This is a genomic window from Rubrivivax gelatinosus, assembly GCF_016583785.1.
Classification (GTDB): domain Bacteria; phylum Pseudomonadota; class Gammaproteobacteria; order Burkholderiales; family Burkholderiaceae_C; genus Rubrivivax; species Rubrivivax gelatinosus_B.
The window spans coordinates 1-24099 of the sequence record NZ_NRRU01000038.1; the positions used below are offsets into that span (position 1 = coordinate 1).

Annotated in this window: 23 protein-coding genes; 14 read left to right on the forward strand and 9 right to left on the reverse strand. The window is 71.2% G+C overall.

Annotated features, from left to right (window positions below):
• Positions 1-102: 102 nt before the first annotated feature.
• The 4 genes from CKO43_RS11695 to CKO43_RS11710 form a co-directional block, all read right to left on the reverse strand.
• On the reverse strand, positions 103-1275 hold the full coding sequence (locus CKO43_RS11695) for a vWA domain-containing protein (protein ID WP_200378741.1): 1173 nt from the start codon (positions 1273-1275) through the stop codon (positions 103-105).
• Between the two features lie 61 nt (positions 1276-1336).
• Positions 1337-3376 carry a S9 family peptidase gene (locus CKO43_RS11700; RefSeq protein ID WP_200378742.1) on the reverse strand — a complete coding sequence of 680 codons (2040 nt, stop codon included), beginning with the start codon at positions 3374-3376 and terminating at the stop codon, positions 1337-1339.
• Positions 3373-3963, reverse strand: a complete 591-nt coding sequence (locus CKO43_RS11705) for a GNAT family N-acetyltransferase (protein ID WP_200378743.1) — start codon at positions 3961-3963, stop codon at positions 3373-3375. Before CKO43_RS11705 ends, CKO43_RS11700 begins: the two co-directional genes overlap by 4 nt.
• Positions 3964-3980: 17 nt before the next feature.
• Positions 3981-4835 (reverse strand): AAA family ATPase, encoded by an 855-nt coding sequence (locus CKO43_RS11710; protein WP_200232262.1) that lies wholly within the window; start codon positions 4833-4835, stop codon positions 3981-3983.
• 79 nt (positions 4836-4914) lie between these two features.
• Between CKO43_RS11710 and CKO43_RS11715 the strand changes: the two genes are divergently transcribed.
• From CKO43_RS11715 to CKO43_RS11730, 4 genes are all read left to right on the forward strand, one after another.
• Positions 4915-5565 carry a c-type cytochrome gene (locus tag CKO43_RS11715; protein ID WP_200232263.1) on the forward strand — a complete coding sequence of 217 codons (651 nt, stop codon included), beginning with the start codon at positions 4915-4917 and terminating at the stop codon, positions 5563-5565.
• A 125-nt stretch (positions 5566-5690) separates the two neighbouring features.
• Entirely contained in the window at positions 5691-6941 is a 1251-nt protein-coding gene (locus CKO43_RS11720) for an HD-GYP domain-containing protein (RefSeq protein ID WP_200378744.1), read from the forward strand.
• 71 nt (positions 6942-7012) lie between these two features.
• Positions 7013-7204: a heavy-metal-associated domain-containing protein gene (locus CKO43_RS11725; protein WP_200229170.1), complete on the forward strand. Its 192-nt coding sequence runs from the start codon at positions 7013-7015 to the stop codon at positions 7202-7204.
• Positions 7205-7271: 67 nt separating this feature from the next.
• A complete protein-coding gene (locus CKO43_RS11730) occupies positions 7272-8855 on the forward strand; it encodes an ABC transporter substrate-binding protein (RefSeq protein ID WP_200378745.1) in 1584 nt (527 codons plus the stop codon).
• Between the two features lie 22 nt (positions 8856-8877).
• Here CKO43_RS11730 and CKO43_RS11735 read toward each other — a convergent pair whose 3' ends face one another.
• Complete coding sequence (locus CKO43_RS11735) at positions 8878-9309, reverse strand: DUF1841 family protein (protein WP_200229167.1); 432 nt, start codon at positions 9307-9309, stop codon at positions 8878-8880.
• Between the two features lie 46 nt (positions 9310-9355).
• On the opposite strand from CKO43_RS11735, the gene CKO43_RS11740 reads away from it, so the two are divergent.
• The 5 genes from CKO43_RS11740 (at position 9356) to CKO43_RS11760 (ending at position 14064) form a co-directional block, all read left to right on the forward strand.
• Complete coding sequence (locus CKO43_RS11740; RefSeq protein WP_200378746.1) at positions 9356-9931, forward strand: malonic semialdehyde reductase; 576 nt, start codon at positions 9356-9358, stop codon at positions 9929-9931.
• Entirely contained in the window at positions 9931-10701 is a 771-nt protein-coding gene (locus CKO43_RS11745; RefSeq protein ID WP_200378747.1) for a sulfite exporter TauE/SafE family protein, read from the forward strand. The genes CKO43_RS11740 and CKO43_RS11745 overlap by 1 nt, the downstream gene beginning before the upstream one ends.
• A gap of 53 nt (positions 10702-10754) precedes the next feature.
• On the forward strand, positions 10755-11372 hold the full coding sequence (locus CKO43_RS11750) for a ParA family protein (RefSeq protein ID WP_200229161.1): 618 nt from the start codon (positions 10755-10757) through the stop codon (positions 11370-11372).
• A 116-nt stretch (positions 11373-11488) separates the two neighbouring features.
• Entirely contained in the window at positions 11489-12235 is a 747-nt protein-coding gene (locus CKO43_RS11755; protein ID WP_200229159.1) for a response regulator, read from the forward strand.
• Entirely contained in the window at positions 12232-14064 is a 1833-nt protein-coding gene (locus CKO43_RS11760; RefSeq protein ID WP_346014443.1) for an ATP-binding protein, read from the forward strand. The genes CKO43_RS11755 and CKO43_RS11760 overlap by 4 nt, the downstream gene beginning before the upstream one ends.
• 19 nt (positions 14065-14083) lie before the next feature.
• Here the strand turns inward: CKO43_RS11760 and CKO43_RS11765 are convergent, their stop codons facing one another.
• Entirely contained in the window at positions 14084-14941 is an 858-nt protein-coding gene (locus tag CKO43_RS11765; RefSeq protein ID WP_200378748.1) for a segregation and condensation protein A, read from the reverse strand.
• Positions 14942-14948: 7 nt separating this feature from the next.
• Positions 14949-15155, reverse strand: coding sequence for a DUF3460 family protein (locus tag CKO43_RS11770; protein ID WP_200229155.1), 207 nt, complete (start codon positions 15153-15155; stop codon positions 14949-14951).
• 86 nt (positions 15156-15241) lie between these two features.
• Here CKO43_RS11770 and CKO43_RS11775 point away from each other — a divergent pair, with 86 nt between their 5' ends.
• Positions 15242-16705 (forward strand): CYTH and CHAD domain-containing protein, encoded by a 1464-nt coding sequence (locus CKO43_RS11775; protein WP_200378749.1) that lies wholly within the window; start codon positions 15242-15244, stop codon positions 16703-16705.
• On the forward strand, positions 16702-16980 hold the full coding sequence (locus CKO43_RS11780; protein WP_200378750.1) for a DUF4212 domain-containing protein: 279 nt from the start codon (positions 16702-16704) through the stop codon (positions 16978-16980). Before CKO43_RS11775 ends, CKO43_RS11780 begins: the two co-directional genes overlap by 4 nt.
• Here CKO43_RS11780 and CKO43_RS11785 read toward each other — a convergent pair whose 3' ends face one another.
• Complete coding sequence (locus tag CKO43_RS11785) at positions 16981-18672, reverse strand: SulP family inorganic anion transporter (protein ID WP_200229152.1); 1692 nt, start codon at positions 18670-18672, stop codon at positions 16981-16983.
• Between the two features lie 288 nt (positions 18673-18960).
• On the opposite strand from CKO43_RS11785, the gene CKO43_RS11790 reads away from it, so the two are divergent.
• Genes CKO43_RS11790 through CKO43_RS11800 form a run of 3 tightly spaced genes read left to right on the forward strand, consistent with a single transcriptional unit; the run spans position 18961 to position 21901 of the window.
• Positions 18961-19335 (forward strand): response regulator, encoded by a 375-nt coding sequence (locus CKO43_RS11790; RefSeq protein WP_200229151.1) that lies wholly within the window; start codon positions 18961-18963, stop codon positions 19333-19335.
• Positions 19336-19337: 2 nt separating this feature from the next.
• Positions 19338-20279 (forward strand): transporter substrate-binding domain-containing protein, encoded by a 942-nt coding sequence (locus CKO43_RS11795; RefSeq protein ID WP_207185006.1) that lies wholly within the window; start codon positions 19338-19340, stop codon positions 20277-20279.
• The gene (locus tag CKO43_RS11800) at positions 20276-21901 is read left to right on the forward strand and encodes an ATP-binding protein (protein ID WP_346728245.1); all 1626 of its coding nucleotides are present in this window, start codon (positions 20276-20278) and stop codon (positions 21899-21901) included. The genes CKO43_RS11795 and CKO43_RS11800 overlap by 4 nt, the downstream gene beginning before the upstream one ends.
• On the opposite strand, the gene metG is transcribed toward CKO43_RS11800, so the two are convergent.
• Positions 21902-23959: a methionine--tRNA ligase gene (metG, locus tag CKO43_RS11805; protein ID WP_200378751.1), complete on the reverse strand. Its 2058-nt coding sequence runs from the start codon at positions 23957-23959 to the stop codon at positions 21902-21904.
• Between the last annotated feature and the right edge of the window lie 140 nt (positions 23960-24099).

Consider the following 24099-nt stretch of genomic DNA (forward strand, 5'->3'; position numbering starts at 1 on the left):
GCACGCCGGCCGCGGCTTCGGCGGCAGGGGCCGCGTCCGGCGTGCCGGCGGCCAGGGCGGCCCCCGCGGCCAGCGCCACGGCCAGGCCCGTCAGCACACGCTTCATTTGCTCAGCAGCCGCATCGCGCCTTCGAGACCGGAGAGGGTGAGCGGGAACATCCGCTGGTTCATCAACTGCTGCACGATGGAAATGCTCTGACGGTAGGGCCAGACGCCTTGGGGTTCGGGGTTGATCCACGCGAACCGGGGGAACGCGTCGGTGAGCCGCTTCAGCCATTCGGCGCCGGGCTCCTCGTTGTTGTATTCGACGCTGCCGCCGGGCTGCAGGATCTCGTACGGGCTCATCGTCGCGTCGCCGACGAAGACCAGCTTCCAGTCCTTGTTGTACTTGCGGATCAGGTCCCAGGTGGCGGTCTTCTCGGCGTAGCGGCGGCGGTTGTCCTTCCAGACGAAGTCGTAGACGCAGTTGTGGAAGTAGTGGAACTCGAGGTGCTTGAACTCGCTCTTGGCGGCGCTGAACAGCTCCTCCACCCGATGAACGTGTTCGTCCATGGTTCCGCCGACATCCATCAGCAGCAGCACCTTCACGCGGTTGTGGCGCTCGGGGACCATGCGGATGTCCAGCAGCCCGGCATTGGCGGCGGTGCTGTGGATGGTGTCGTCCAGGTCCAGCTCCTCGGCGGCGCCTTCGCGCGCGAAGCGCCGCAGCCGGCGCAGCGCGACCTTGATGTTGCGCGTGCCGAGCTCGCGCGTGTCGTCGTAGTCCTTGAACGCGCGCTGGTCCCAGACCTTCACCGCGCTGCGGTTGCGCCCCTTGTCCTGGCCGATGCGCACGCCCTGCGGGTTAACGCCCCAGGCGCCGAACGGGCTCGTGCCGCCGGTGCCGATCCACTTGCTGCCGCCTTCGTGGCGCTCGTTCTGCTCCTCGAAACGCTTCTTCAGCGTTTCCATCAGCTCGTCCCAGCCCATCTTCTCGATCGCCGCCTTGTCCTCGGGCGAGAGTTCGAGCTCGAAAGCCTTGCGCAGCCAGTCCAGCGGCACCTCGCGCGTGAAGTCGGTGAGCAGCTCCACGCCCTTGAAGTAGGCGCCGAAGGCGCGGTCGAACTTGTCGTAATGCGCCTCGTCCTTCACCAGCGTGGTGCGGGCCAGGTAGTAGAAGTCGTCGACCGAGCTGTCGATGACGCCGGCTTCGAGCGCCTCCAGCAGCGTCAGGAACTCCTTGACCGAAACCGGCAGCTTGGCCGCACGCAGCGTGTAGAAGAAGTCGATCAGCATCGCCTGGGCCTTTCGCCGGCGCCGCGCCGGGCTTGCGGCGCCGCGCCGATTGTCGCGCGCGTCAGCGCTTGCGCGCCTTGGCCGGGCCCGGGTCGTGGCGCGAGAGCCAGCCGAAGAACTCGCCGTACCACTGCTTGGAGTTGCGCGGCTTGAGCACCCAGTGGTTCTCGTCCGGGAACCACAGCAGCCGCGAGTCGATGCCACGCGCCTTCAGCGTGTTGTAGTAGGCCAGGCCCTGGGCGTCGGGCACGCGGTAGTCGAGCGCGCCGTGCACCACCAGCGTCGGTGTCGTCATCGCGTCGGCGGCGGCGTGCGGGCTCTGCGAGTGAATCCGCGCCATGTCGTCCCAGTACCAGGCGCCCAGCTCCTTGGCGTGCCAGGTGTAGGCGTCGTCGGCGAACATGCCGGTCCAGTCGAAGCAGCCGGCGTGGCAGATGTAGGCCGCGTAGCGCCCGGCCGGCACGTGGCCGTTCATCCACGCGACCATGAAGCCGCCGTAGCTGCCGCCCGAGGCGAAGACGCGGCGCTTGTCGGCCCAGGGTTTCTTCAGCAGCCAGTCGGTCGCGGCCTCGACGTCGACGGTCTCGAGCTGGCCCCAGCGGTGCGTGATGCTGTCCAGGAAGGCGTAGCCGAAGCCCGAAGAGCCGTGGTAGTTGACGCAGGCGACGACGTAACCCTGGGCGGCGAAGACCTGGGTGTTCCAGCGGTAGTGCCAGCCGTCGCCGAAAGCGGTGTGCGGGCCGCCGTGGATCAGGTGCAGCAGCGGGTACTTCTTCTTCGGGTCGAAGTCCGGCGGGTAGACCAGCCACATCTGCACGTCGTCGGGCTCCACGCCTTCAGCCGTGGCCGCGCCCTTGAGCCAGACCTCCTCGACCCGGCCGAAGGCGTGGCGCGCCAGCAGCGTGTCGTTGAGGCCTTCGATGCGCTGCGGCGCGTCGCCCGGCAGGTGGGCGTGCAGCCGCCCCGGGTGGTCGGCGGCGTCGGCCAGCGTCACCAGCGTGCCGGCGGCCTTGTCGAAGGCCTGCACCGTGCCGCCGGCGACGACGACCTCGGCACGCCGGTCGGGCAGGTCGAAGCGCCACAGGTGCTGGCGGCCGCGCTGTTCGGCGCGCAGCAGCAGCGCCAGGCCGTCGTCCTCCCAGGCCAGCGGCGCCTGCACGTCGTGGTCCCAGGCGTCGGACAGCACTTCCCAGCGTTCCTCGTCGCGGTACCAGACGGCGACGTGGCCGGGCATCGTGTGCTTGCGGCCCTGGTGGCTGGCGATGAAGGCGACGCGTTCGCCGTCGGGGCTGTAGCGCGGCGCCGAGAAGTCCCAGTCGGCGTCGCGGGCGATGACGCTGACGCGGCCGGACTTGATGTCCATCTCGGCGAGCGCGAAGCGGTTGTCGATGCGCTTCTCGGGTGCCGGGTCGAAGGTGAAGACGACGCGCTTGCCGTCGGGCGAGACGTCGAAACAGTCGGCGTCGGGGTCGGCGCGGCGGATCTCGTAGGGCGTGCCCTCGAACAGGTCGCGCACGCGGCCGGCGCTGCCGTCGCGGCCGAGCTCGAGCAGGTGCAGGTGCGGCACACGTTCCAGCGGCAGCTGGTGGTCCCAGAAGCGGTACTGGGCTTCGCTGGTGGCGTAGCCGGTCTCCTTGCGCTCCTTGAACTCCTGGGCGCGTTTGGCCTGCGCCTTGTCGCCCTTCAGGCCCGGCCAGACCCAGGAGACGAAGAGCAGGCGCTTGCCGTCGGGGCACCAGCGGAAGGCCTCGACGCCGGTGGCGACGGTGGCGGCGCGCTGCGCCTCGCCGCCGTCGGGCGCGATCAGGTAGAGCTGCGGCACCTCGTCCTTGGCGCCCTGCTGCTCGCGCTTGGCGATGAAGGCGATGCGGTCGCCGCGTGGGCTCCAGCGCGGCTGGCCGTCCTTGTCGCCGCAGGCGGTCAGCGCCCGGGCGTCGCCGCCCAGCGTCGAGAACAGCCAGAGCGCACTCTGGGACTTGTTGTCCGCCATCGAGTAGCGGCTGACGGCCGCCACCGCCTGGGCGCCGTCGGGCGCCAGGCTGGGGTTGCCGATGCGTTCGAGCTGCCAGAGTTCGTCGACGGTGAGCGGCTTGTTCTTCATCGCGGTCGTTGCAGTTGCCATTCGAGGTGGGAGCGGATCGTCGGCCATTCGGCCGCCGTGATGCTGTAGACGGCGGTGTCGCGCAGCGACCCGTCGGCCAGGCGCTGGTGGGCGCGCAGGATGCCGTCAAGCTGGGCGCCCAGGCGCTCGATCGCACGCCGGCTCTGGCTGTTCAGGCGGTGCGTGCGGAACTCGACCGCGATGCAGGCCAGCTGTTCGAAGGCGTGCGCCAGCAGCAGCTGCTTGCACTCGGTGTTCAGGCCGGTGCGCTGGGCTGAACGTGCGGTCCAGGTGCTGCCGATTTCGACGCGGCGGTTGCCGGCGTCGATGTTCATGTAGCTCGTCATGCCGACCGCACGGCCCTCGGCGTCGAAGACGGTGAAGGGCAGCATGCTGCCGCGCTGCTGCAGCGCCAGCCGGCGCTCGATCTCGGCGGCCATGCGCTCGGGCGCCGGCACGGCGGTGTACCAGAGCTTCCACAGCTCGCCGTCGCGCACCGCCTCGGCGAGTGCGGGGGCGTGGTCGGCGGCCAGCGGGAGCAGGGCGGCGTGGGTGCCGCGCAGCGTGACGGGTTCGGGCCAGCTCATCCTTGCGGGGCGGCGGTTCAGCGGTTGTGGCGCTGCATGAAGACCAGCTTCTCGAACAGGGACAGGTCCTGTTCGTTCTTCAGCAGCGCGCCGACCAGCGGCGGCACCGCCACCTTGTCGTCGCGGCTGTGCAGCGCCTCGGTCGGGATGTCCTCGGCGACGATCAGCTTCAACCAGTCCAGCAGCTCGCTCGTCGACGGCTTCTTCTTCAGCCCGGGCAGGTTGCGCACGTCGTAGAAGGTCTTCAGCGCCGCGGCCAGCAGCTCGCGCTTGAGATGGGGGAAGTGCACCGCGACGATGCGCGCCATGGTCTCGGCGTCGGGGAACTTGATGTAGTGGAAGAAGCAGCGGCGCAGGAAGGCGTCGGGCAGCTCCTTCTCGTTGTTCGAGGTGATGAAGACCAGCGGCCGGTGCCGCGCCTGGACCAGCTCGCGCGTCTCGTAGACGTGGAACTCCATGCGGTCGAGTTCGCGCAGCAGGTCGTTCGGGAATTCGATGTCGGCCTTGTCGATCTCGTCGATCAGCAGCGCCACCGGGGTCTCGGCGGTGAAGGCCTGCCAGAGCACGCCGCGCACGATGTAGTTGCGGATGTCGCGCACACGCTCGGACTCGGCGGCGCCGGCGAGCTGGCTGTCGCGCAGCCGGCTCACCGCGTCGTACTCGTACAGCCCCTGCTGCGCCTTGGTCGTGCTCTTGATGTGCCACTGCAGCAGCGGCAGGCCGAGCGCGCGTGCCACTTCCTCGGCCAGCATCGTCTTGCCGGTGCCGGGCTCGCCCTTGATCAGCAGCGGGCGCTGCAGCGTCACGGCGGCGTTGACGGCCAGCATCAGATCCTGCGTCGCGACGTACTGGTCCGAACCCTGGAATTTCATCGTGACACCGAGGGAATAGAGGGGGCCGAGCCAGTATAAGCGGCCCCTATACTGCGCCATCACATCAGGCGGCTTGACTATGCTCAAGACAGCGATCGTGCTGCTGGCGCTGGCCGGCACCAGCCCGGCCCTGCGCGCGCAGGACGCCGCCGCCGGCCAGGGCAAGGCCGCGATGTGCCTCGGCTGCCACAACATCCCCGGCTACCAGGCGAGTTTCCCGCTCGTGCACAAGGTGCCGAAGATCGCCGGCCAGAACCCCGACTACCTGGCCGCGGCGCTGACGGCCTATCGCAAGGGCGAACGCAAACACCCGACGATGCGTGCGATCGCGGCCTCTCTGGGCGAGCGCGACATCGCCGACCTGGCGGCGTTCTACGCCCAGCTCGGGCGCGGCGCGCTGAAGCCCGTGGCCGCGACCGCCGCGCCGGCGGCGCCGCCGGCCGCGGTCGCGCCGCTGCTGCAGCGCGGCGCCTGCTCTTCCTGCCACGGGGCCGACTTCAACCATCCGCTCGTGCCGGCCTATCCCAAGCTCGCCGGCCAGTACGCCGACTATCTGCACGCCGCGCTGCGCGCCTACGGCACCGAGAACCACCCGCAGATCGGGCGTGCGAATCCGATCATGGGCGCCCAGGTCAAGCCCTTCAGCAGCGCCGAGCTGAAGCTGCTCGCCGACTACCTGGCGTCGCTGCCGGGCGACGTGCGCACGGTGCCCGAGTCGCGATTCCGCTGATCTGCGCATTTTTGCCGGCCTTCTCCTGAGATCGAAGGCGCAGACGTGACGCATCATGGCGTGCCGTGTTCGCGGCGACGGCGTGCCACCCGTCAGGCACCGGAGCGAACGCTGCGGCTACGTCCATGCTGAAAAAGATATCCGTAGACGACCTGCGCCTGGGCATGCACCTGCATGCCTTCGAAGGCTCCTGGATCGACCATCCGTTCTGGCGCACCCGTTTCGTCATCGAGGACGGCAAAACCCTCGCCGAGGTGCTGGCCAGCGGCGTGCGCGAGTGCTGGATCGACACCTCGCTCGGCCTGGACGTCGCCGGCCCCGCGCCCGCGCCCGCGCCGCGGCCGCTGCTGCCGGCGGCTCCCGCCGCACCGGCAGCGCCGGCCGCTGCCAAGGCGCCGGCGCCGCGTCCGGCGACGACCTCGATGGCCGAGGAACTGCAGGCCGCCGCCGAAGTGTGCAAACGCGGCCGCGAAGCGGTGGTTTCGATGTTCAGCGACGCCCGCCTGGGGCGCGCGATCGACGGCGAGGCCTGCATGCCGCTGGTCGAGCAGGTCACCGAGTCGGTGTTCCGCAACCCGGGCGCGCTGGTCAGCCTGGCGCGGCTCAAGACGCACGACGACTACACCTACATGCATTCGGTGGCGGTGTGCGCGCTGATGGTCGCACTCGGGCGCCAGCTCGGCGCCGACGACGCCGAATGCCGGCGCCTGGGTCTGGCCGGCCTGCTGCACGACATCGGCAAGGCGCTGATGCCACCCGAGGTGCTGAACAAACCCGGCAAGCTGACCGACGACGAGTTCGACGTGATGCGCTCGCACCCCGAACGGGGCCACGCGCTGCTGCAGGAAGCCCGCGGCGCCTGCGACGACGCGCTCGAGGTCTGCCTGCACCATCACGAGCGCTTCGACGGCAAGGGCTACCCGCACCGGCTCTGCGGCGGTGCGCTGACGCGGCCGGCACGCATGGGCGCGGTCTGCGACGTCTACGACGCGATCACCTCGAACCGGCCGTACAAGGCGGGCTGGGACCCGGCCGAGTCGATCGCGCGCATGGCCTCGTGGAAAGGGCAGTTCGACGAGACCATCCTCGCCGCCTTCGTGCGCAGCGTCGGCATCTACCCGACCGGCTCGCTGGTGCGCATGGAGTCGGGGCGCATCGGCATCGTCGTCGAGCAGACGCCGGGCAAACCGGCGGCGCCGGCGGTCAGCCTGTTCTATTCGAGCCGGGCCTCGATGCCCATCGTGCCGCAGCGGCTGGACCTGGCGCTGCCCGGCATCACCGACCGCATCGTCGCGCGCGAGGCGCGCGAGCACTGGGCCGGCCGGCCGCTGGACGACCTCTGGCTGCCGGCGGAACTGCGCGGCCAGCGGCGCTGATCCGCCCGCTCGGCCGCTGCCGGCGGCACACGCGTTACCCTTGGCGCTCTAGCGACCAGGAGGCTGACGCCATGATCGAACTGACCCTGCCGACGATGACCTGCGGCCACTGCGTGAAGACCGTCACCGAGACGGTGCACGCGGTCGACCCCGCCGCCGCCGTCACCATCGACCTGCCGACGCACGCGCTGCACATCGAGTCCAGCGAGCCGGCCGCGCGTTTCGCCGCGGCGCTCGCCGAAGAAGGCTTCGCGCCGGCCTGAAGCGCCGCTCGCCGCGCCGTGCCGGCGCGGCCCCCGTTTTGCCGCCACCCAAACTCCGGGAGAGACGATGAGATCGTGGATCACGTGCGCCCTGCTGGCCGCCGCGTTCGCCGCCGGCAGCGCCGGCAGCGCCGACGCGCAGACGCTGCGCTGGGCCAGCCAGGGCGACCCGCAGACGCTGGACCCGCATTCGCAGAACGAGCTGCTGACCAACGCGATGAACGGCCAGGTCTACGAAGGCCTGGTCGGCCGCGACCGCAAGCTCGGCCTGGTGCCGGCACTGGCCACCGAATGGAAGCAGACCGGGCCGCTGACCTGGCGCTTCAAGCTGCGGCCGAACGTGAAGTTCCACGACGGCTCGCCGTTCAGCGCCGACGACGTCGTGTTCTCGATGAACCGTGCCAAGGAGCCGACCTCGCAGATCAGCGTCTACGCCAACGCGGTGGGCAGCGCGGTGGCGATCGACCCGCTGACGGTGGAGTTCCGGCTGCAGCAGGTGAACCCGATCTTCCTGCAGCACATCGCCGCGCCGCTGTGGATCATGAGCAAGTCGTGGTCCGAGAAGAACAAGGTCACGCGGCCGCTGGACTACAAGAACAAGGAAGAGAGCTACGCCTCCTTCAACGCCAACGGCACCGGCCCCTACATGCTGGTGAGCCGGGCGCCGGGCATCAAGACCGTCTACAAGCGCAACCCGAACTGGTGGGGCAGGTTCGAAGGCAACGTGCAGCAGGTGGTCTACACGCCGATCGCCAACGACGCCACGCGGCTGGCCGCGCTGGTCTCGGGCGAGATCGACTTCGTGCTCGACCCGGCGCCGCGCGACGTGCCGCGGCTGCGTGGCACCGCCGGCGTGAAGATCTTCGACGGCCCCGAGAACCGGGTGCTGTTCATCGGCATGGACCAGTTCCGCGACGAGCTGGTCTACGGCAGCGTCAAGGGCAAGAACCCGTTCAAGGACGTCCGTGTGCGCCGCGCGCTCTACCACGCGGTCGACATCGAGACGCTCAAGACCAAGCTGATGAACGGCCAGAGCCTGCCCACCGGCGGCATCACGCCGTCGCCGCTGGGCGCCTACAACGACCCGGCGCTCGAGGTCCGGCTGCCTTTCGACCTGGCCAAGGCGCGTGCGCTGCTGGCCGAGGCCGGTTACGCGAACGGTTTCGAAGTCACGCTCGACTGCCCGAACAACCGCTACGTCAACGACGAGGAGATCTGCCTGGCGCTGGCGCAGATGTGGGCCAAGATCGGCGTCAAGCTGCGCGTCAACGCGATGCCGCGCGTCGTCTTCTTCCCGAAGCTGGAGAAGTACGACACCAGCCTGTACCTGTTCGGCTGGGGCGGCGCGATCACCGACGCCGAGGTCACGATCACCCCGGTGCTGCGCGCCGCCGGCGACAAGGGCGTCGGCGCCTTCAACTACGGCCGGGTGAAGGACGACAAGTTCGAGGAACTGGCCAAGGCTTCGAGCGCCGAGCCCGACGCGGCCAAACGCGAGCAGATCGTCAAGGCCGCGCTGCGCGAATACACGCAGCAGGTGCACCTGATCCCGCTGCACCGCCAGGTGATCCCGTGGGCGGCACGCAGCAACGTCGAGATCGTGCACCGCGCCGACAACTGGCTCGAGTACGCCTGGATAACGGTGAAGTGACTCGGCGCCGACGCCGGCTGCCTCAGGCCGTCGCGCGGCGGCGCACGGCCTCGATGTAGGCCTGGCCGTCGGGCGGCAGGCCGCTCCTCTGCGAGGTCCAGAGCATCTCGCCCAGGCACTCCATCACCTCGTGGTGCGCGTCGTGCAGCGAGTTGCGGCGTGCGGCCAGCAGCGACACCGCCTGGCGGATGCCGGTGGGCTGGTCGATGCCGCACTGCTCCTCGATCGACAGGTGCATGGACAGGTGCAGGAAGGGGTTGGTGCGGCCGGCGTCGATGCGGTAGTCGGCCGCCAGTGCCGCCTCCAGGTCGGCCAGTTCGGCGTGATACTCGGGGTGCTCGGCGATCCAGCGTGTCGCGATCGCTTCCATCGGATCGACCGGAGCGCCTTCTCGGTATTTCGCATAAGCGCCGCAGAAGAAGCGCCTGACGTCGGCCTGGTTCGGTTGGAACATCGTCGCATTGTCGCCGGGCACCCATGACCCGGCTTCAGACACTCCGATGAACGTCACCACAGAACAGCTTTTCAGCGCCGCGCGCACCCAGAACGGCTACCGCGACGAACCCGTACCCGACACCACGCTCGAGCAGCTCTACGAACTGCTGAAGTGGGGCCCGACCGCCGCCAACGGCTGCCCGGCGCGTTTCGTCTTCGTGCGCACGCCCGAGGCGCGGGCGCGCCTGGCCGACATCGTCAGCGCCGGCAACCGGCAGAAGGTGCTGCAAGCGCCGGTGACGGCCGTCATCGGCATGGACCTGGCGTTCCACGACAAGCTGCCGCAGCTGTTTCCGCACGCCGACGCGCGCGCCTGGTTCGCCGGCAAGGACTGGCTGATCGCCGAGACCGCGCTGCGCAATTCCTCGCTGCAGGGCGCCTACCTGATCCTCGCCGCGCGTGCGCTCGGCCTGGACTGCGGGCCGATGAGCGGCTTCGACGTCGCCCGCGCCGACGCCGAATACTGGGCCGGCACCGCGGTGCGAACCAACTTCATCTGCACGCTGGGCCACGGTGACCCGACGAAGGTCCACCCGCGGCTGCCGCGGCTCGCCTTCGCCGAAGCCTGCCGCCTGGTCTGATGTTCGCCTCGCTGGCCGGGGGCTCGGTGATCGCCGACCCCTGGTTCTACGCCGTGGCGATCCCGGCGGTGCTGCTCGTCGGCATCTCCAAGAGTGGTTTCGGCGCCGGCTTCGGTGCCCTGGGCGTGCCGCTGATGGCGCTGGCCGTGCCGGTGCCGCAGGCCGCGGCGATCATGCTGCCGCTGCTCGTCGTGATGGACGTGCTCGGCCTGGCGGCGCTGGTGCGCCAGTGCGACCGCAGCCTGGTGCGGCTGCTGGTGCCGGCCAGCCTGGTCGGCATCGTCGTCGGCGCGCTGCTTTTCGGCTGGCTGTCGGCGGCCGCGGTCTCGGGCGTCGTCGGTGCGCTGACGCTGGGTTTCCTGGCGCTGCGCAAGTTCTTCCCGGCCAAGGCCGACGCGCCGCCGCCGCCGGGCTGGCTGGGTTTCATCTACGGCGTGCTGTCGGGTTTCACCAGCTTCGTCGCCCACGCCGGCGGGCCGCCGATGGGCTTCTACGTGCTGCCGCTCAAGCTGAGGCCCATCGTCTTCACGGCGACGCTGGCGGTGGTGTTCGCGGTCGTCAACATGGCCAAGTGGATCCCGTACGCCTGGCTCGGGCTGATCGACGTGCGCAACCTCGTGACCTCGGCGGTGCTGGTGCCGTTCGCGCCGCTGGGCGTCTGGCTGGGGCTCAAGCTGGCCGAGCGCGTGTCGCCGGCGGCCTTCTACCGGCTGTTCGAGCTGGGCATGCTGCTCACCGGCATCAAGCTGCTCTGGGACGGACTGCGCTGAGCGCCGGCACGGGGCCGCTACCATCGGCCCCGTTTTCAGCAGGAGGGCACCGGATGCCGGTCATCGTCATCGCCAACCCCAAGGGTGGCGTCGGCAAGAGCACGCTGGCGACCAACATCGCCGGCTGCCTGGCGGCGCACGGCGCCGCCGTGATGCTGGGCGACGTCGACCGGCAGCAGTCTTCGCGCCAGTGGCTGGCGCAGCGGCCGGCGGCGCTGCCGACGATCCGCGGCTGGGATGTCGAGCCCGGCGACATCGTGCGCCCGCCCAAGGGCACGACGCACGTCGTGCTCGACACCCCCGCCGGCCTGCACGGCAAGCGCCTGGACGCGGTGCTGAAGATCGCCGACCGCATGCTGATCCCGCTGCAGCCCAGCCTGTTCGACATCCAGGCCACGCATGCCTTCGTGCAGGCGCTGCGCGCGCACCGCCGCGGCGCCGAGCTCACGCTCGGCCTGGTCGCGATGCGCGTGCGCGAACACACGCTGGCGCAGGAGCAGCTGCAGCACTACCTGCAGACGCTGCCGGTGCCGGTGGTGGCGTCGCTGCGCGACACCCAGAACTACGTCCAGCTCGCCGCGCGCGGGCTGTCGCTGTGGGACGTGACCCCGGGCCGCGTCGAGCGCGACCTGGCCCAATGGGCGCCGCTGCTGGAGTGGGTCACGCGCTGAGTTGCCGGGCGGCGGCGAATCGTCCGCCGTGACGATGCCCCCAAACAGAGGGTGCGCCGCGTTCGCTGGTGCGAGCCCAGAATGCCCTCGTCGTGTCCACGGCGTGGGGAGGGACCATGAAAGTCCTGCTGGTCGACGACCATCCGCTGATCCTCTCTGCCCTGCAGGCGGTGATCCGCGGCCTGGGTGACGACGTCACCGTGCTCGGTGTCGCCAGCGCCGAGGCCGCGCGCGAGGCGTTGCGCCTGGACGCCGAACACGACCTCGTGCTGCTCGACCTCGCGCTCGGCGACGCCGACGGCTTCGAGGTGCTGGCCGAGTTCCGCGCCACCTATCCCGAACTGCCGGTGGTCGTGGTCTCGGCCTCCGAGCGCGCCAGCGACGTCATCCGCGCGATCGACCTCGGCGCGATGGGCTTCGTGCCCAAACGTTCGTCGAACAAGGCGCTGTGCGAGGCGCTGCGCATGGTGATGTCGGGTGGCCTGTACGTGCCGCCGAACATGCTCGGGCTGGAAGCGCGCCCGGCGGCCGACGCCCCCGATACCGTGCCCGGCGCGCTGCGCCTGCTGGCCGATGCGCCGCTGGGCGAACGCGCCCGGCCCGAGCCGCACCAGGAGCCGCCGTCGATGGCGCGGCTGGGCCTGACGCCGCGCCAGGGCGAGGTGCTGGGGCTGCTGCTCAAGGGCCTGCCGAACAAGCTGATCGCGCGCGAGCTCGAACTCTCGGTCGAGACGGTGAAGGACCACGTCGCCGCGGTGCTGCGTGCGCTTGGCGTCAGCACGCGCACGCAGGCCGTGCTCGCCGTCAGCCAGATGATGCAGCGCCAGGCCGGCTACGCGCCGAAGACGCCGCCGCAGCCGTGAGCGCGGCGCCGCCACTGGCGCGCGTAGCCGCCGCCGAGGCGGCCGAAGCCGCCGCGCCGCGCCCGCCGCGCCCGGCCTCCGACCGGATGCGCACGCTGTACCTGCAGACCCCGGCGACGCTGGGCGGCTACGCCTTCGGTCTGGGTGTCGTGCTGATGTCCTTCCACGGGCTGGCCGGGCAGCGCCGGCTCTTCGGCTGGGCGGCCGTGGTCTCGCTGCTGTGGGTGCTGCAGCTGCTGCACTACCTGCGCTGGCGCCGACAGCGCGACGCCGACGAGGCGCTGCAGCGCGCCTGGCGGCGCAGCTGGACGGCGCTCGTGCTCGCGCACGGCGCGCTCTGGGGCGCCGCCGCCTGGCTGTTCTGGGGGCTGGGCGGCAGCTACCAGACGACCTCGCTGGTGCTGGTGCTCTACGGCTTGTGCGTCGCGTCGGTGCAGATGCTGGCGACGCAGACCCGGCTCTTCCTCGCCTACAACGGCCTGGTGCTGGCACCGACGGTGCTGCGCATCGCCAGCGACGCCGGTCTGGACGGCCGGCTGCAGCTGGCGGCCGTCGTCGCCAGCCTGTTCGTCGTCAGCGTGCTGATGTCGCGCACCTACGGCAACGCGCTCGGCCAGGCGATGCTGCTCAAGCGCCACACCGACGAGATTGCCGCCCAGCTGCGAGCCGGCAAGGCCGAGGCCGATGCCGCGCGCCGCGCCGCCGAGGCCGCCTGCCAGGCCAAGACCCAGTTCTTCGCCGCCGCCAGCCACGACCTGCGCCAGCCCTTGCACGCGATGGGCCTGTTCGCCGAGGCGCTGCGCCAGCGCGTGCACGAGCCCGAGGTGGCGGCGCTGGTCAACAGCATCAACGAGTCGGTCGACGCGCTCGAAGGCCTGTTCGGCGAACTGCTGGACATCACCCGCATCGATTCCGGCGACGTCGAGCCGCGCCCCGAAGCGATGGCGATGCGCGAGCTGTTCGCGCGCCTGCGCCTGCACTTCGAGCCGCTGGCCTTCGAGAAGGGGCTGGCGCTGGCCTTCCGCGGCGAACGCCACGTCGCCCACGCCGACCCGGTGCTGGTCGAGCGCATCCTGCGCAACCTGGTCAGCAACGCGATCCGCTACACCGACGACGGCGGCGTGCTCGTCAGCTGCCGGCCGCACGGCGGGCGGCTCCTGCTGCAGGTCTGGGACAGCGGCATCGGCATCGCCGACGTCAGCCTGCCGCACATCTTCGAGGAGTTCTTCCAGGTCCGGAGCACGCGGGCGCTGCAGCCGCACCACCGCAAGGGCCTGGGGCTGGGGCTGGCGATCGTGCAGCGCCTGGCGGCGCTGATGCACGCCGAGCTGACGGTGCGCTCGCGTGTCGGCCACGGCACCGTGTTCTCGCTGCTGCTGCCGCGTGGGCGCCTGCCGCCACCCGCGCCCGGCCCGGACGCCGCGCTGTCGCTGCCCGCACTGGCGCTCGCCGGCCGGCTGGTCGCGGTCGTCGACGACGAGGCCGCGGTACGCGAGGGCCTGGTCGTGCTGCTGCAGGCCTGGGGCGCACGCGTGCTCGACTTCGACAGCCTCGACGCGCTGCAGGGCTGGCTGGCCTCGCCGCGGGCCGAACGCCCGGACCTGCTGATCACCGACGACCGCCTGCCGCAGGGCCGCCGCGGGCTGCAGGCGCTGCAGGCGGCGCGTGCGCGCTGGCCGGACGCGGCGCTGCCGGCCATCGTCGTCACCGCCGGCACTTTCGACGGCCACGAACGCGGCGCGGCCGAACACGGCTATCACCTGCTGATCAAGCCGGTGCTGCCGAACCGGCTGCGCGCGATGATCGCCTTCAAGCTCGGCATGCGCTGAGCCGGCCGGCAGCGGCCGCTCAGGCCGGCGTGTAGCTCAGGCGCACGTAGATCGGGGCGAAGGCCTCGGCCTGGGTGATCTCGACCAGGCGCTCGCGCGCCAGTTCCAGCATCGCGATGAAGGTCACGACCAGCACCGGCGTGCCGCGTGTCAGGTCGAACAGGTCCTGGAACTCGACGAAACGCTGGCCCTGCAGCCGGCGCAGCACGACGGTCATGAACTCGCGCACCGAGAGCTGCTCGCGCGAGATCGTGTGGTGCTGGTTCAGCCGGGCGCGCTTCAAGATGTCGGCCCAGGCGGCGCGCAGGTCGGCGGGTTCGACGTCGGGCCAGCGCGGCTCCAGCGCCTGCTCGACGTGCACCTGGGCGCGCAGGAAGTCGCGCCCGGCCTGGGGCAGCGCGTCCAGGCGCGCCGCGGCGAGCTTGATCTGCTCGTATTCGATCAGCCGGCGCACGAGTTCGGCGCGCGGATCCTCGGGCTCGCCGCCGTCCGGGTTGTGCTTGGGCGGCAGCAGCATGCGCGACTTGATCTCGATGAGCATCGCCGCCATCAGCAGGTACTCGCTCGCGAGCTCGAGGTTGCGCCGGCGCAGCTGCTCGACGTAGTCCAGGTACTGGCGCGTGACGTCGGCCAGCGGGATGTCGAGGATGTTGAAGTTCTGCTTGCGGATCAGGTAGAGCAGCAGGTCCAGCGGCCCTTCGAAGGCTTCGAGGAAGACCTCGAGCGCATCCGGCGGGATGTACAAGTCCTGCGGCATCCGGAACAGCGGCTCGCCGTACAGGCGGGCGACGGCGACCTGGTCCACGACATCCTGCGCGGGTGGGTCGGCGGCCGCTGGCGCTGCGGGCAGCGCGTCGGGCAGGGTGCTGGCGTCCAAGCGCGCTTCAGCGGCTCTTGGGCTGGTAGACGTAAGGCTGCTGCGGCACCCGCGCCTGGCGCCAGGACTGCTGCGCGTCGCGGTCGATCGCCTTGTCCCAGAGCAGGGCGCGGCCGGCGCGCTGTTCGTCTTCCAGCGTCGGCTTGTCGGTCTTCAGCTTCTCGATGAAGTGGGTGACTTCGGATTTGTAGGGCTTGCGGAAGAACGGAGGCATGGTGCGGTGCGGCAGCGACAATCGACGGTCGACCGCCGAGTTTAGCGGTGAGCCGGCCAGCGCGCCGGTGCCGCACGAGGAGCCCCATGAGGGAGATCGAGCTGAAGTTCCAGGTTCCGGCCGCCGCGCGCGAGCGCCTGCGCCGGGCCGTCGCCACCCGTAGCGCCGTGATCCTGCCGCTGGCCGCCGCCTACGCCGACACCGCCGACGACCGGCTGGCCCGCGCCGGCTTCGCGCTGCGCCTGCGGCACGAGGGCGATCGCTGGGTGCAGACCTTGAAGGGCCGCGGCGACGGCATGATGGATCGGCTGGAGCACGAGATCGTGCTGCCCGCGGCCGAGACCGCGCCGGTGCTGGACCCGGCGCGCCACGCCGGCACGCCGGCGGGCACGGCGCTGGCGCGGCTGCTGGCCGACGGCGCGCCGCTGGTCGAGCTCTACCGCACCGAGATCCAGCGCCTGGCGCGGCGCGTGCGCAGCGGCGGCGCCGTCATCGAGATCGCGTTCGACGAAGGCCGCATCGTCGCCGGGGAAAGGTCGGTCGCGGTCTGCGAGATCGAGTTCGAGCTGATCTCGGGCCCGCCCGCGGCGCTGCTCGCGCTGGCCGCGCGCTGGGTGCAGCGCCACGGCCTGTGGCTGGACGTGCGCACCAAGGCCGAGCGTGGCCACCGCCTGTATCGCGGCCTGGATCAGGTGCCGGCGGTGCGCGCCGTGGCCGCCGAGCTGCCCGAGGGCGCCGGCACGACGCGCGTCTTCGGCAGCATGCTGCAGTCGGCGCTGCAGCAGGTGCTGCCCAACGCCGCCGAGGTCGCCGACAGCGGCGCTGACGCCGAGACCCTGCACCAGCTGCGTGTCGGCCTGCGCCGGCTGCGCACCGCGCTGCGTGTGTTCGCACCCTGGGCCACCGACGAAGCCGCGGCGCGTGCGCTCGAACAGGCGCTGGCCGAACCCTTCACCGCCCTTGGCGCGGCGCGTGACGCCGACGTCGCCGGCACGCTGCTGGCGGCACTGGCCGAGGCCGGCGCGCCGCCGCTGGCCTGGCCACGGCCGGCCGACGCGCCACTGCCGGCCGCGGTCGCCGCGGCGCCCGGGTTCACGCTGCTGATGCTGCAGGCGATGGCGCTGGCGCTCGGCTCGCTGCCGATGCCCGGCGCGCCGCTGGACGAGGCCGTCGCCGCGCTGCTGGCGCCGGCCTGGCGCCGCGCACGTGCCGATGCCCGCCGCTTCGAGGCCCTGGACATCGAGCGCCGCCACCGCCTGCGCAAGCGCCTGAAGCGGCTGCGTTATGCGCTCGAGTTCCTGCAGCCGGTGCTGCCGCGCAAACGCAGCCGGGCCGCGGCCAAGGCCTTGCGCGTGGCGCTGGACGCGCTCGGCAACTACAACGACCACGTCGTCGCCCAGGCGACGCTGCGCGCGCGGGCCGCGGCCGAGCCGGCCGACGCCGGCGTCGCCTTCGCGCTCGGCTGGCTCGCAGCACGCGAGCCCGACGAACAGGCCCGGGCCGCCGCCGCGCTGGCGCCGCTGGGCGAGCTCAAGCGTTTCTGGCGATGAACCCGCGGCCCGGGCCCGACGCCGGCGGCGCCCGCCGGCGTCGCCACTGGCAGCGCACGCGGCGGCTGACGCTGTGGCTGCTGGGCATCTGGTTCGGCGTCACCTTCGTCGTCGCCTTCTTCGCGCGCGAGCTCGACTTCCGGCTCTTCGGCTCGCCGTTCAGCTTCTGGGTCGCGGCCCAGGGCGCACCCATCGTCTACCTGGTGCTGGTCTGGGTCTACGCGCTGGTGATGGACCGCCGCGACGACGAACGCGGCGACCCGGCCGACGACTGATCAGCCGGCCTCGGACACCACCGGCTGCGGCGCCAGCGCCGCGGCGAAGGCATCGGCCAGCGTCGGCACGATGTTGCCGGCGCCGATCTCGGCCTCGAAGCCGGCGCGGCGCATCAGCGACAGCGGCTGCTCGTTGACCTCGGCCAGCACCAGCACCACACCCTGGCGCTGCAGCTCGCGGTGCAGCTGCGCGAGCGCGTCCAGCCCCGAGGTGTCCATCGAGATCAGCCGGTGCATCTCCAGCACCAGCGCGCGTGTGCCCGCGGGCTGCTGGGCGAGCGATTCGATCTTGGCGACGGCACCGAAGAACAGCGAGCCGAAGACCTCGACCACCTGCACGCCCTCGGGGGCGCCGGCCTCGCTGCGCGGCTCGGCGCGGAACAGCGTGCTCATGCGGTAGATGAAGAAGACGCAGGCCAGGATCAGCCCGACCTCGACCGCCACCGTCAGGTCGAAGACCACCGTCAGCCCGAAGGTGCCGACGAGGATGGTGCGGTAGGCCAGGCTGAAGTGGCGCAGGCGTGCGAACTCGCGCCACTCGCCCATGTTCCAGGCGACGAAGGCCAGGATGCCGGCCAGCGCCGCCAGCGGCACGTGCAGCGCCAGCGGCGCGGCCAGCAGCACCACCGCCAGCACCGTCGCCGAGTGCACGATGCCGGCCACCGGGGTCTGCGCGCCGGCGCGCACGTTGGTCACGGTGCGCGCGATCGTGCCGGTGGCCGGGATGCCACCGAACAGCGGCGTGACGAAGTTGGCCACGCCCTGCGCCATCAGCTCCTGGTTCGGGTCGTGGCGCGGCAGCGGCGCCATGTTGTCGGCCACGCGCGCGCACAGCAGCGACTCGATCGAGCCGAGCAGCGCGATCGTCACCGTCGGGATCAGCAGCTGCTTGACGGTGGTCCAGCTGAACTCGGGCAGGCCGAAGCTGGGCAGCGCCTGCGGGATGCCGCCGAAGCGGCTGCCGATGGTCTCGACCTGCAGGTCGAGCACGACCGTCGCCACGGTCGCGGCGACGAGCGCGACGATGGTGCCGGGCAGGTGCGCCGACAGCCGCCGCAGCCGCGCCAGCAGCCCCGTCGGCGCGGTCGGCATCTTGTAGGACTTGGGCCAGAGCACGACGATCGCCAGGCTGGCCGCGGCCACCGCCAGCGCCGACGGGTTCAGCGTGCCGGCGTGGCGCGCGAGCACGCCGATCTGCGAGAAGAAGTCGGCCGGCAGCTTGGGTGTCTCCAGGCCGAGGAAGTCCTTCACCTGCGACAGCCCGATCAGCACCGCGATGCCGTTGGTGAAGCCGATGACGATGGGCACCGGCACGTAGCGCACCAGCGCGCCGAGCTTGAACAGCCCCATCAGGAACATCAGCACGCCGGCGAGCGAGGTCGCGATCAGCAGGTTGGCCAGGCCGTAGCGCTCGACGATGCCGTAGACGATGACGATGAAGGCACCGGCCGGGCCGCCGATCTGCACGTGCGAGCCGCCGAGCGCGGCGATCAGGAAGCCGGCGATGACCGCCGTGACCAGGCCTTGTTCGGGCTTGACGCCGGAGGCGATCGCGAAGGCCATCGCCAGCGGCAGGGCGACGATGCCGACGGTGATGCCGGCGCCGACGTCGGCGCCGAAACGGCGCCGGTCGTAGGAACTCAGCGCATCGAGGATGCGCGGACGGAAACGGTGTAGACGGGTGAACTGCATGCGGACTCCGGGAGACGGTGGACAAGGGTCGATCCCGTCTTCGGAGGTCCGCTGTGATGCATGCGGGCGATGAAGCGCCGGCGTCGCGACGGCGACGCGACCGGCGAGTCGGCGGGCGTGACGTCGGCTGGATGCATGACGCATCATGCCATCACCCTCTGCACCGGATAGGCATCAGACTTGCCGGTTGCAGCGCCATGCAGTGCAATTTCCGCAGTTCGCGGCGATGATGCTGCACGGGCGCAGACCCGATTTCATTCGAGAGGGGGCGGTGTGGTTCGTCGGGTGATGCTGGTCGATGACAGCGAGGCCGATCTGCTGTTCACGCGGATCGTGCTCGAACGCGCCAGCCGCGAGGTCGAGGTGCTGCCCTTCGAGGAAGCCGGCCCGGCGCTGGCGCATCTGCGCACGGCACCGGCGCACGGGATCGGGCTGATCCTGCTGGACATCAACATGCCGGGCATGAACGGGTTCGAGTTCCTCGACGCTTACGCCGAGCTGCCGGCCGCCTGCCGCGATGCCACCAACGTTGTGATGCTCAGTTCCTCGTCCGACCCGGCCGACCGCGAACGGGCGCTCGCCTGTCCCGGGGTCGTCGGCTACCTGACCAAGCCGATCGACCTGGCCGCGCTGGCGGCGCTCGAACGCCTGGCGCCGGCCTGAACATGCCGTCGCCCTCCCTCTGGCGCACCCTGCTGGCAGCAGCCGCGGTGGCGCTGATGTCGCTGCCCGCGCTGGCGCAGCAGACGCCGCTGAGTCCGGCCCAGCAGGACTGGCTGGCGCGCAGCGGCGTGCTGCGGGTCGCGCCCGAACGCGACTACGGCCCTTTCATCTACCTCGACGACGAGGGCCGTGTCAGCGGCCTGTCGGTCGAGATGCTCGACCTTGTGCAACGCCGCACCGGCGTCGCGCTGCGCTGGATGCCGGCGCGGCCGCTGGCGCAGCAGCTGGAGGCGGCGCGCCGCCGCGAGGTCGACCTGCTGACCTCGCTGCGGCCGACCCCGCAGCGCTCCGGCTACCTGCTGTTCACCCGGCCCTACGTCAAGGTGCCGGCGATCCTGGTCCAGCGCCAGGGCTTGCCGCCGACCTCGCTGGCCTCGATGCGCGGGCGCACGGTGGCCGTCGGCACCGGCTACGCGGTCGAGCCGGTCGTGCGCGCTGCCCACCCCGAGGTCGCCTGGGTCGGCGTCAGCGACGACCTGCAGGCCTTGCGCGGCGTGCTCGAGGGCCGCTTCGACGCCGCCGTCGTCGACGCCGCCAGCGCCGGCTTCGTCATCCGCCACCACCAGCTCGCCGGGCTGGCCGGTGCCGGCGAGGTCGGCTTCGAGTACGAGCTGAGTTTCGCCGTGCGCAGCGACTGGCCCGAACTGCGCGCCATCCTCGACGCCGGCATCGCCGCGGTGCCGGAGAGCGAGCGCGACGCGCTGCTGCAGCGCTGGCTCGGCCCGCTGGACGCCGACACGCTGGTCGAACGCGCGCCGGTGGCCACGCGTGTGGGCACCCTGCTGCTGCTGTTCGCGGTGCTGGCCGGCGCGCTGCTGTACGCGCAGCGGGTGCGCGTCGAGCGCGCCGAGCCGCGTCCACGCGGGCGCCGCCCGCCACCGTGAACGGCGCGGCCGCCGGCGGCTCGGGTCCACCGGACGTGCCGGCGGCCGCGCCTCGGCAGCCGTGGCGCCGGGCCGCCTGGCTGGCGCTGGTCTATGCGGTCGTCGCGCTGCTGTCGATGGCGCTGGCGCGCCAGCCGGGCAGCATCGCGACGATCTGGTTCGGCAACGCGATCGGTGTCGCGGTGCTGGCGCACCGGCCGCGCCGCGACTGGCCGCTGCTGCTGGCGGCGCTCGCCGCGGGCAACCTGGCGGCCAACCTGCTGCGTGGCGATGCCCTGCTGCTGGCGGCGAGCTTCGTGCCGCCCAACCTGCTGGAGATCGTGCTCGGCGCCTGGGGGCTGCAGCTCGCGCGCCTGCCCGAACGCGGCCTGCGCTCGCCGGCCGCGCTGACGGCGCTGCTGCTGATCGGCGGCGTGCTGCCGCAGTTCGTCAGCGCGACGCTGGGCACCCTGACGCTGGCGCCGCACGGCATCGCCGCCTTCGAAGGCGTCTGGATGCCCTGGTACGAGGGCTCGGTGATCGGCGCGGTCTCGGTGCTGCCGCTGGCCTTCCTGGTCTGCGGCCAGGGCTGGAAGGCGCTCGCGCCGCAGCTGCTGGACACCCGCATCGTCGTGCTGCTGCCGCTGGCCGTCGGCGTCACGCTGCTGGCGCTGGCGCGGCTGCCGTTCCCGTTCATCTACCTGACGGTGCCGCTGATGCTGGGCGCCTTTCTGCTGTCGTATCCGGCGCACCTGCTGCTGACGCTGGCGGTGTCGCTGACCACGGCGCTGGCGATCGGCACCGGCGTCTTCGTGCCGCCGCCGCGGCTGGCGCCGTGGGAGTCGGTCTTCGTCTACCTGGCCTATGCCGCGGCGCTGGTGCCGCCGCAGCTGCTGGCCGCGGCGCAGGCCGGGCTGCTCGACCTGAACGAGCGGCTGCAGGCGCGCTCGCACCAGCTGCACCGGGTCAACGACGGCCTGGAGCAGTTCGTTCGCATCGCCTCGCACGACCTGCGCGAGCCGCTGAACACGGTGCTGCAGTTCGGCAGCCTGATCGAGCAGGACGAGTCCGACCGCCTGAGCGAACCCGGCCGGCGCTACCTCGGCCTGATGCTGCAGGCCACGCGGCGCATGCGCACGCTGCTCGACGACGTGCTGCGGTACGTGCGCATGCAGCGCGGCGACATGCCGGCGATGCAGCCGGTGGCGCTGGGGCCGCTGCTGCAGGACACGCTGCTGGCGCTGGCCGCCAGCATCCGCGAACGCGGTGCCGACGTGCATGTCGCGCCGCTGCCGGTGGTGCGCGGCAACCCGGTGCTGCTCGCGCTGCTGTTCCAGAACCTGCTGTCCAACGCGCTGAAGTTCGTGCCGGCCGAACGGGCGCCGGTGGTGCGCGTCGAGGCCGACGCCGCCGCCGGCGCGGCCTGGATCCGCGTCAGCGACAACGGCATCGGCATCGCTGCCGACGACCGCGGCAAGCTGTTCCAGCCCTTTCGCCGCCTGAACCTGCGCCGCCACTTCGAGGGCACCGGGCTGGGTCTGGCGCTGGCGCGCCAGATCGTGCTGGCGCACGGCGGTGAGATCGAGCTCGAATCGGTGCCCGACCGCGGTTCGTGTTTCAGCGTGCGCCTGCCGCTGGCCTGATCAGCGGATGCGCATGCCCGGCTGCGCGCCGGGCCAGGGTTCGAGCACGAAGACGCCCGGCTGGGCCTTCTCGTCGGCGTGGCTGGCGGCCAGCACCATGCCTTCGCTGACGCCGAACTTCATCTTGCGCGGGGCCAGGTTGGCGACGACCACCGTCAGCTTGCCGGCGAGCTGCTCGGGCGCGTAGGCGGCGGCGATGCCGCTGAAGACCTGGCGTGTGCGGCCTTCGCCCAGGTCCAGCATCAGGCGCAGCAGCTTGCTGCTGCCTTCGACCGCCTCGGCGCTGACGATGCGCGCGATGCGCAGGTCGACCTTGGCGAAGTCGTCGATGCCGATCTCGGGCGCCAGCGCCTCGCCGCCGGGCAGCGGCGCGGGCGGTGCCGGCGGCGGCTCGAACAGCGCTTCCAGCTTCTTCGGGTCGACACGCTGCAGCAGGTGGCTGAAGGCGCCGATCGTGTGTGCGCCCAGCGCACGCGCCGCGTCTTCCCAGGCCAGCGGCGCGATGCCGAGGAAGGCCTCGACGCGTGCGGCGGTGGCCGGCAGCACCGGCTTCAGATACAGCGTCAGCAGGCGGAAGGCCTCGATGCAGACGGTGCAGACGTCGTGCAAGCGAGCCTCGGCGCCGTCCTGCTTGGCCAGCTCCCAGGGCTTGTTCTGGTCGACGTACTCGTTGACGCGGTCGGCCAGCAGCATCACCTCGCGCAGCGCCTTGCCGTACTCACGCGTCTCGTAGTGTTCGCGCACGACGGCGGCGTGGGCACGCAGGCCGTCGAGCAGCACGCGGCCCTCGACGCCGACATCGGCCGAGAGCCGGCCGCCGAAACGTTTGGCCAGGAAACCGGCGGCGCGGCTGGCGATGTTGACGTACTTGCCGACCAGGTCGCTGTTGACGCGGGCGACGAAGTCATCGGGGTTGAAGTCCAGGTCCTCGACACGCGCGTTGAGCTTGGCGGCGATGTAGTAGCGCAGCCACTCGGCGTCCATGCCGAGCTCGAGGTAGCGCAGCGGGCTGATGCCGGTGCCGCGGCTCTTGCTCATCTTCTCGCCGCTGACGGTCAGGTGGCCGTGCACGTAGACGCGGTCGGGCGTCTTGCGGCCGCTGAACTTCAGCATCGCCGGCCAGAACAGCGTGTGGAAGGTGACGATGTCCTTGCCGATGAAGTGCACCTGCTCCAGATCGGGCTGGGCGAGGTAGGCGTCGAAGGCCGCGCCAGCGTCGCCCGGCACGTTCTTCACGAACCAGTTCTTCAGCGAGGCGAGGTAGCCCACCGGCGCGTCGAGCCAGACATAGAAGTACTTGCCCGGCGCGTCGGGGATCTCGATGCCGAAGTAGGGCGCGTCGCGGCTGATGTCCCAGTCGCCCAGGCTGACCTGGCCGGCCTCGTCGCGGCCGAACCATTCGCGCACCTTGTTCGCGACCTCGGGCTGCAGCCGGCCGTCCTGGGTCCAGCTTTCCAGGTATTCGACGCAGCGCGCATCCGACAGCTTGAAGAAGAAGTGTTCGCTCGTGCGCAGCACAGGCGTCGCGCCCGACAGCGCCGAATACGGCTTCTTCAGGTCGGTGGGCGCGTAGACGGCGCCGCAGACCTCGCAGTTGTCGCCGTACTGGTCCTGGGCGCCGCACTTCGGGCATTCGCCCTTGATGAAGCGGTCGGGCAGGAACATGCCTTTGTCGGGGTCGAAGAACTGCTCGATCGTGCGCACCTCGATCAGCTCGTTCTTGCGCAGCGCCAGGTAGATGGACTGCGCCAGTTCGTGGTTCTCCGGCCCGTCGGTCGAGTGCCAGTTGTCGAAGGCGATGTGAAAGCCGTCCAGATACTGTTTGCGGCCGGCGGCGATGTCGGCGACGAACTGCTGCGGCGTCTTCCCGGCCTTCTCGGCGGCGATCATGATCGGCGCGCCGTGGGCGTCGTCGGCGCAGACGAACCGCACCTCCGCGTGCTGCATGCGCTGGGAACGCACCCAGATGTCGGCCTGGATGTACTCCATCACATGGCCGATGTGGAACGGGCCGTTGGCGTAAGGCAGCGCGGTGGTGACGAAGAGCTTGCGGGTCATCGGGATGCGACGCGGCCGGCGAGGCGCGCGACGTGCTGGGCAAATCGGGAATTCTAGGAGCCGGGCGGCCTGTGTGCCGGCCGCATGCCAACGCTGGCCACGCGGGCGCGGCGCCGGCGCTAGACTGCCGCGCTCCGCAG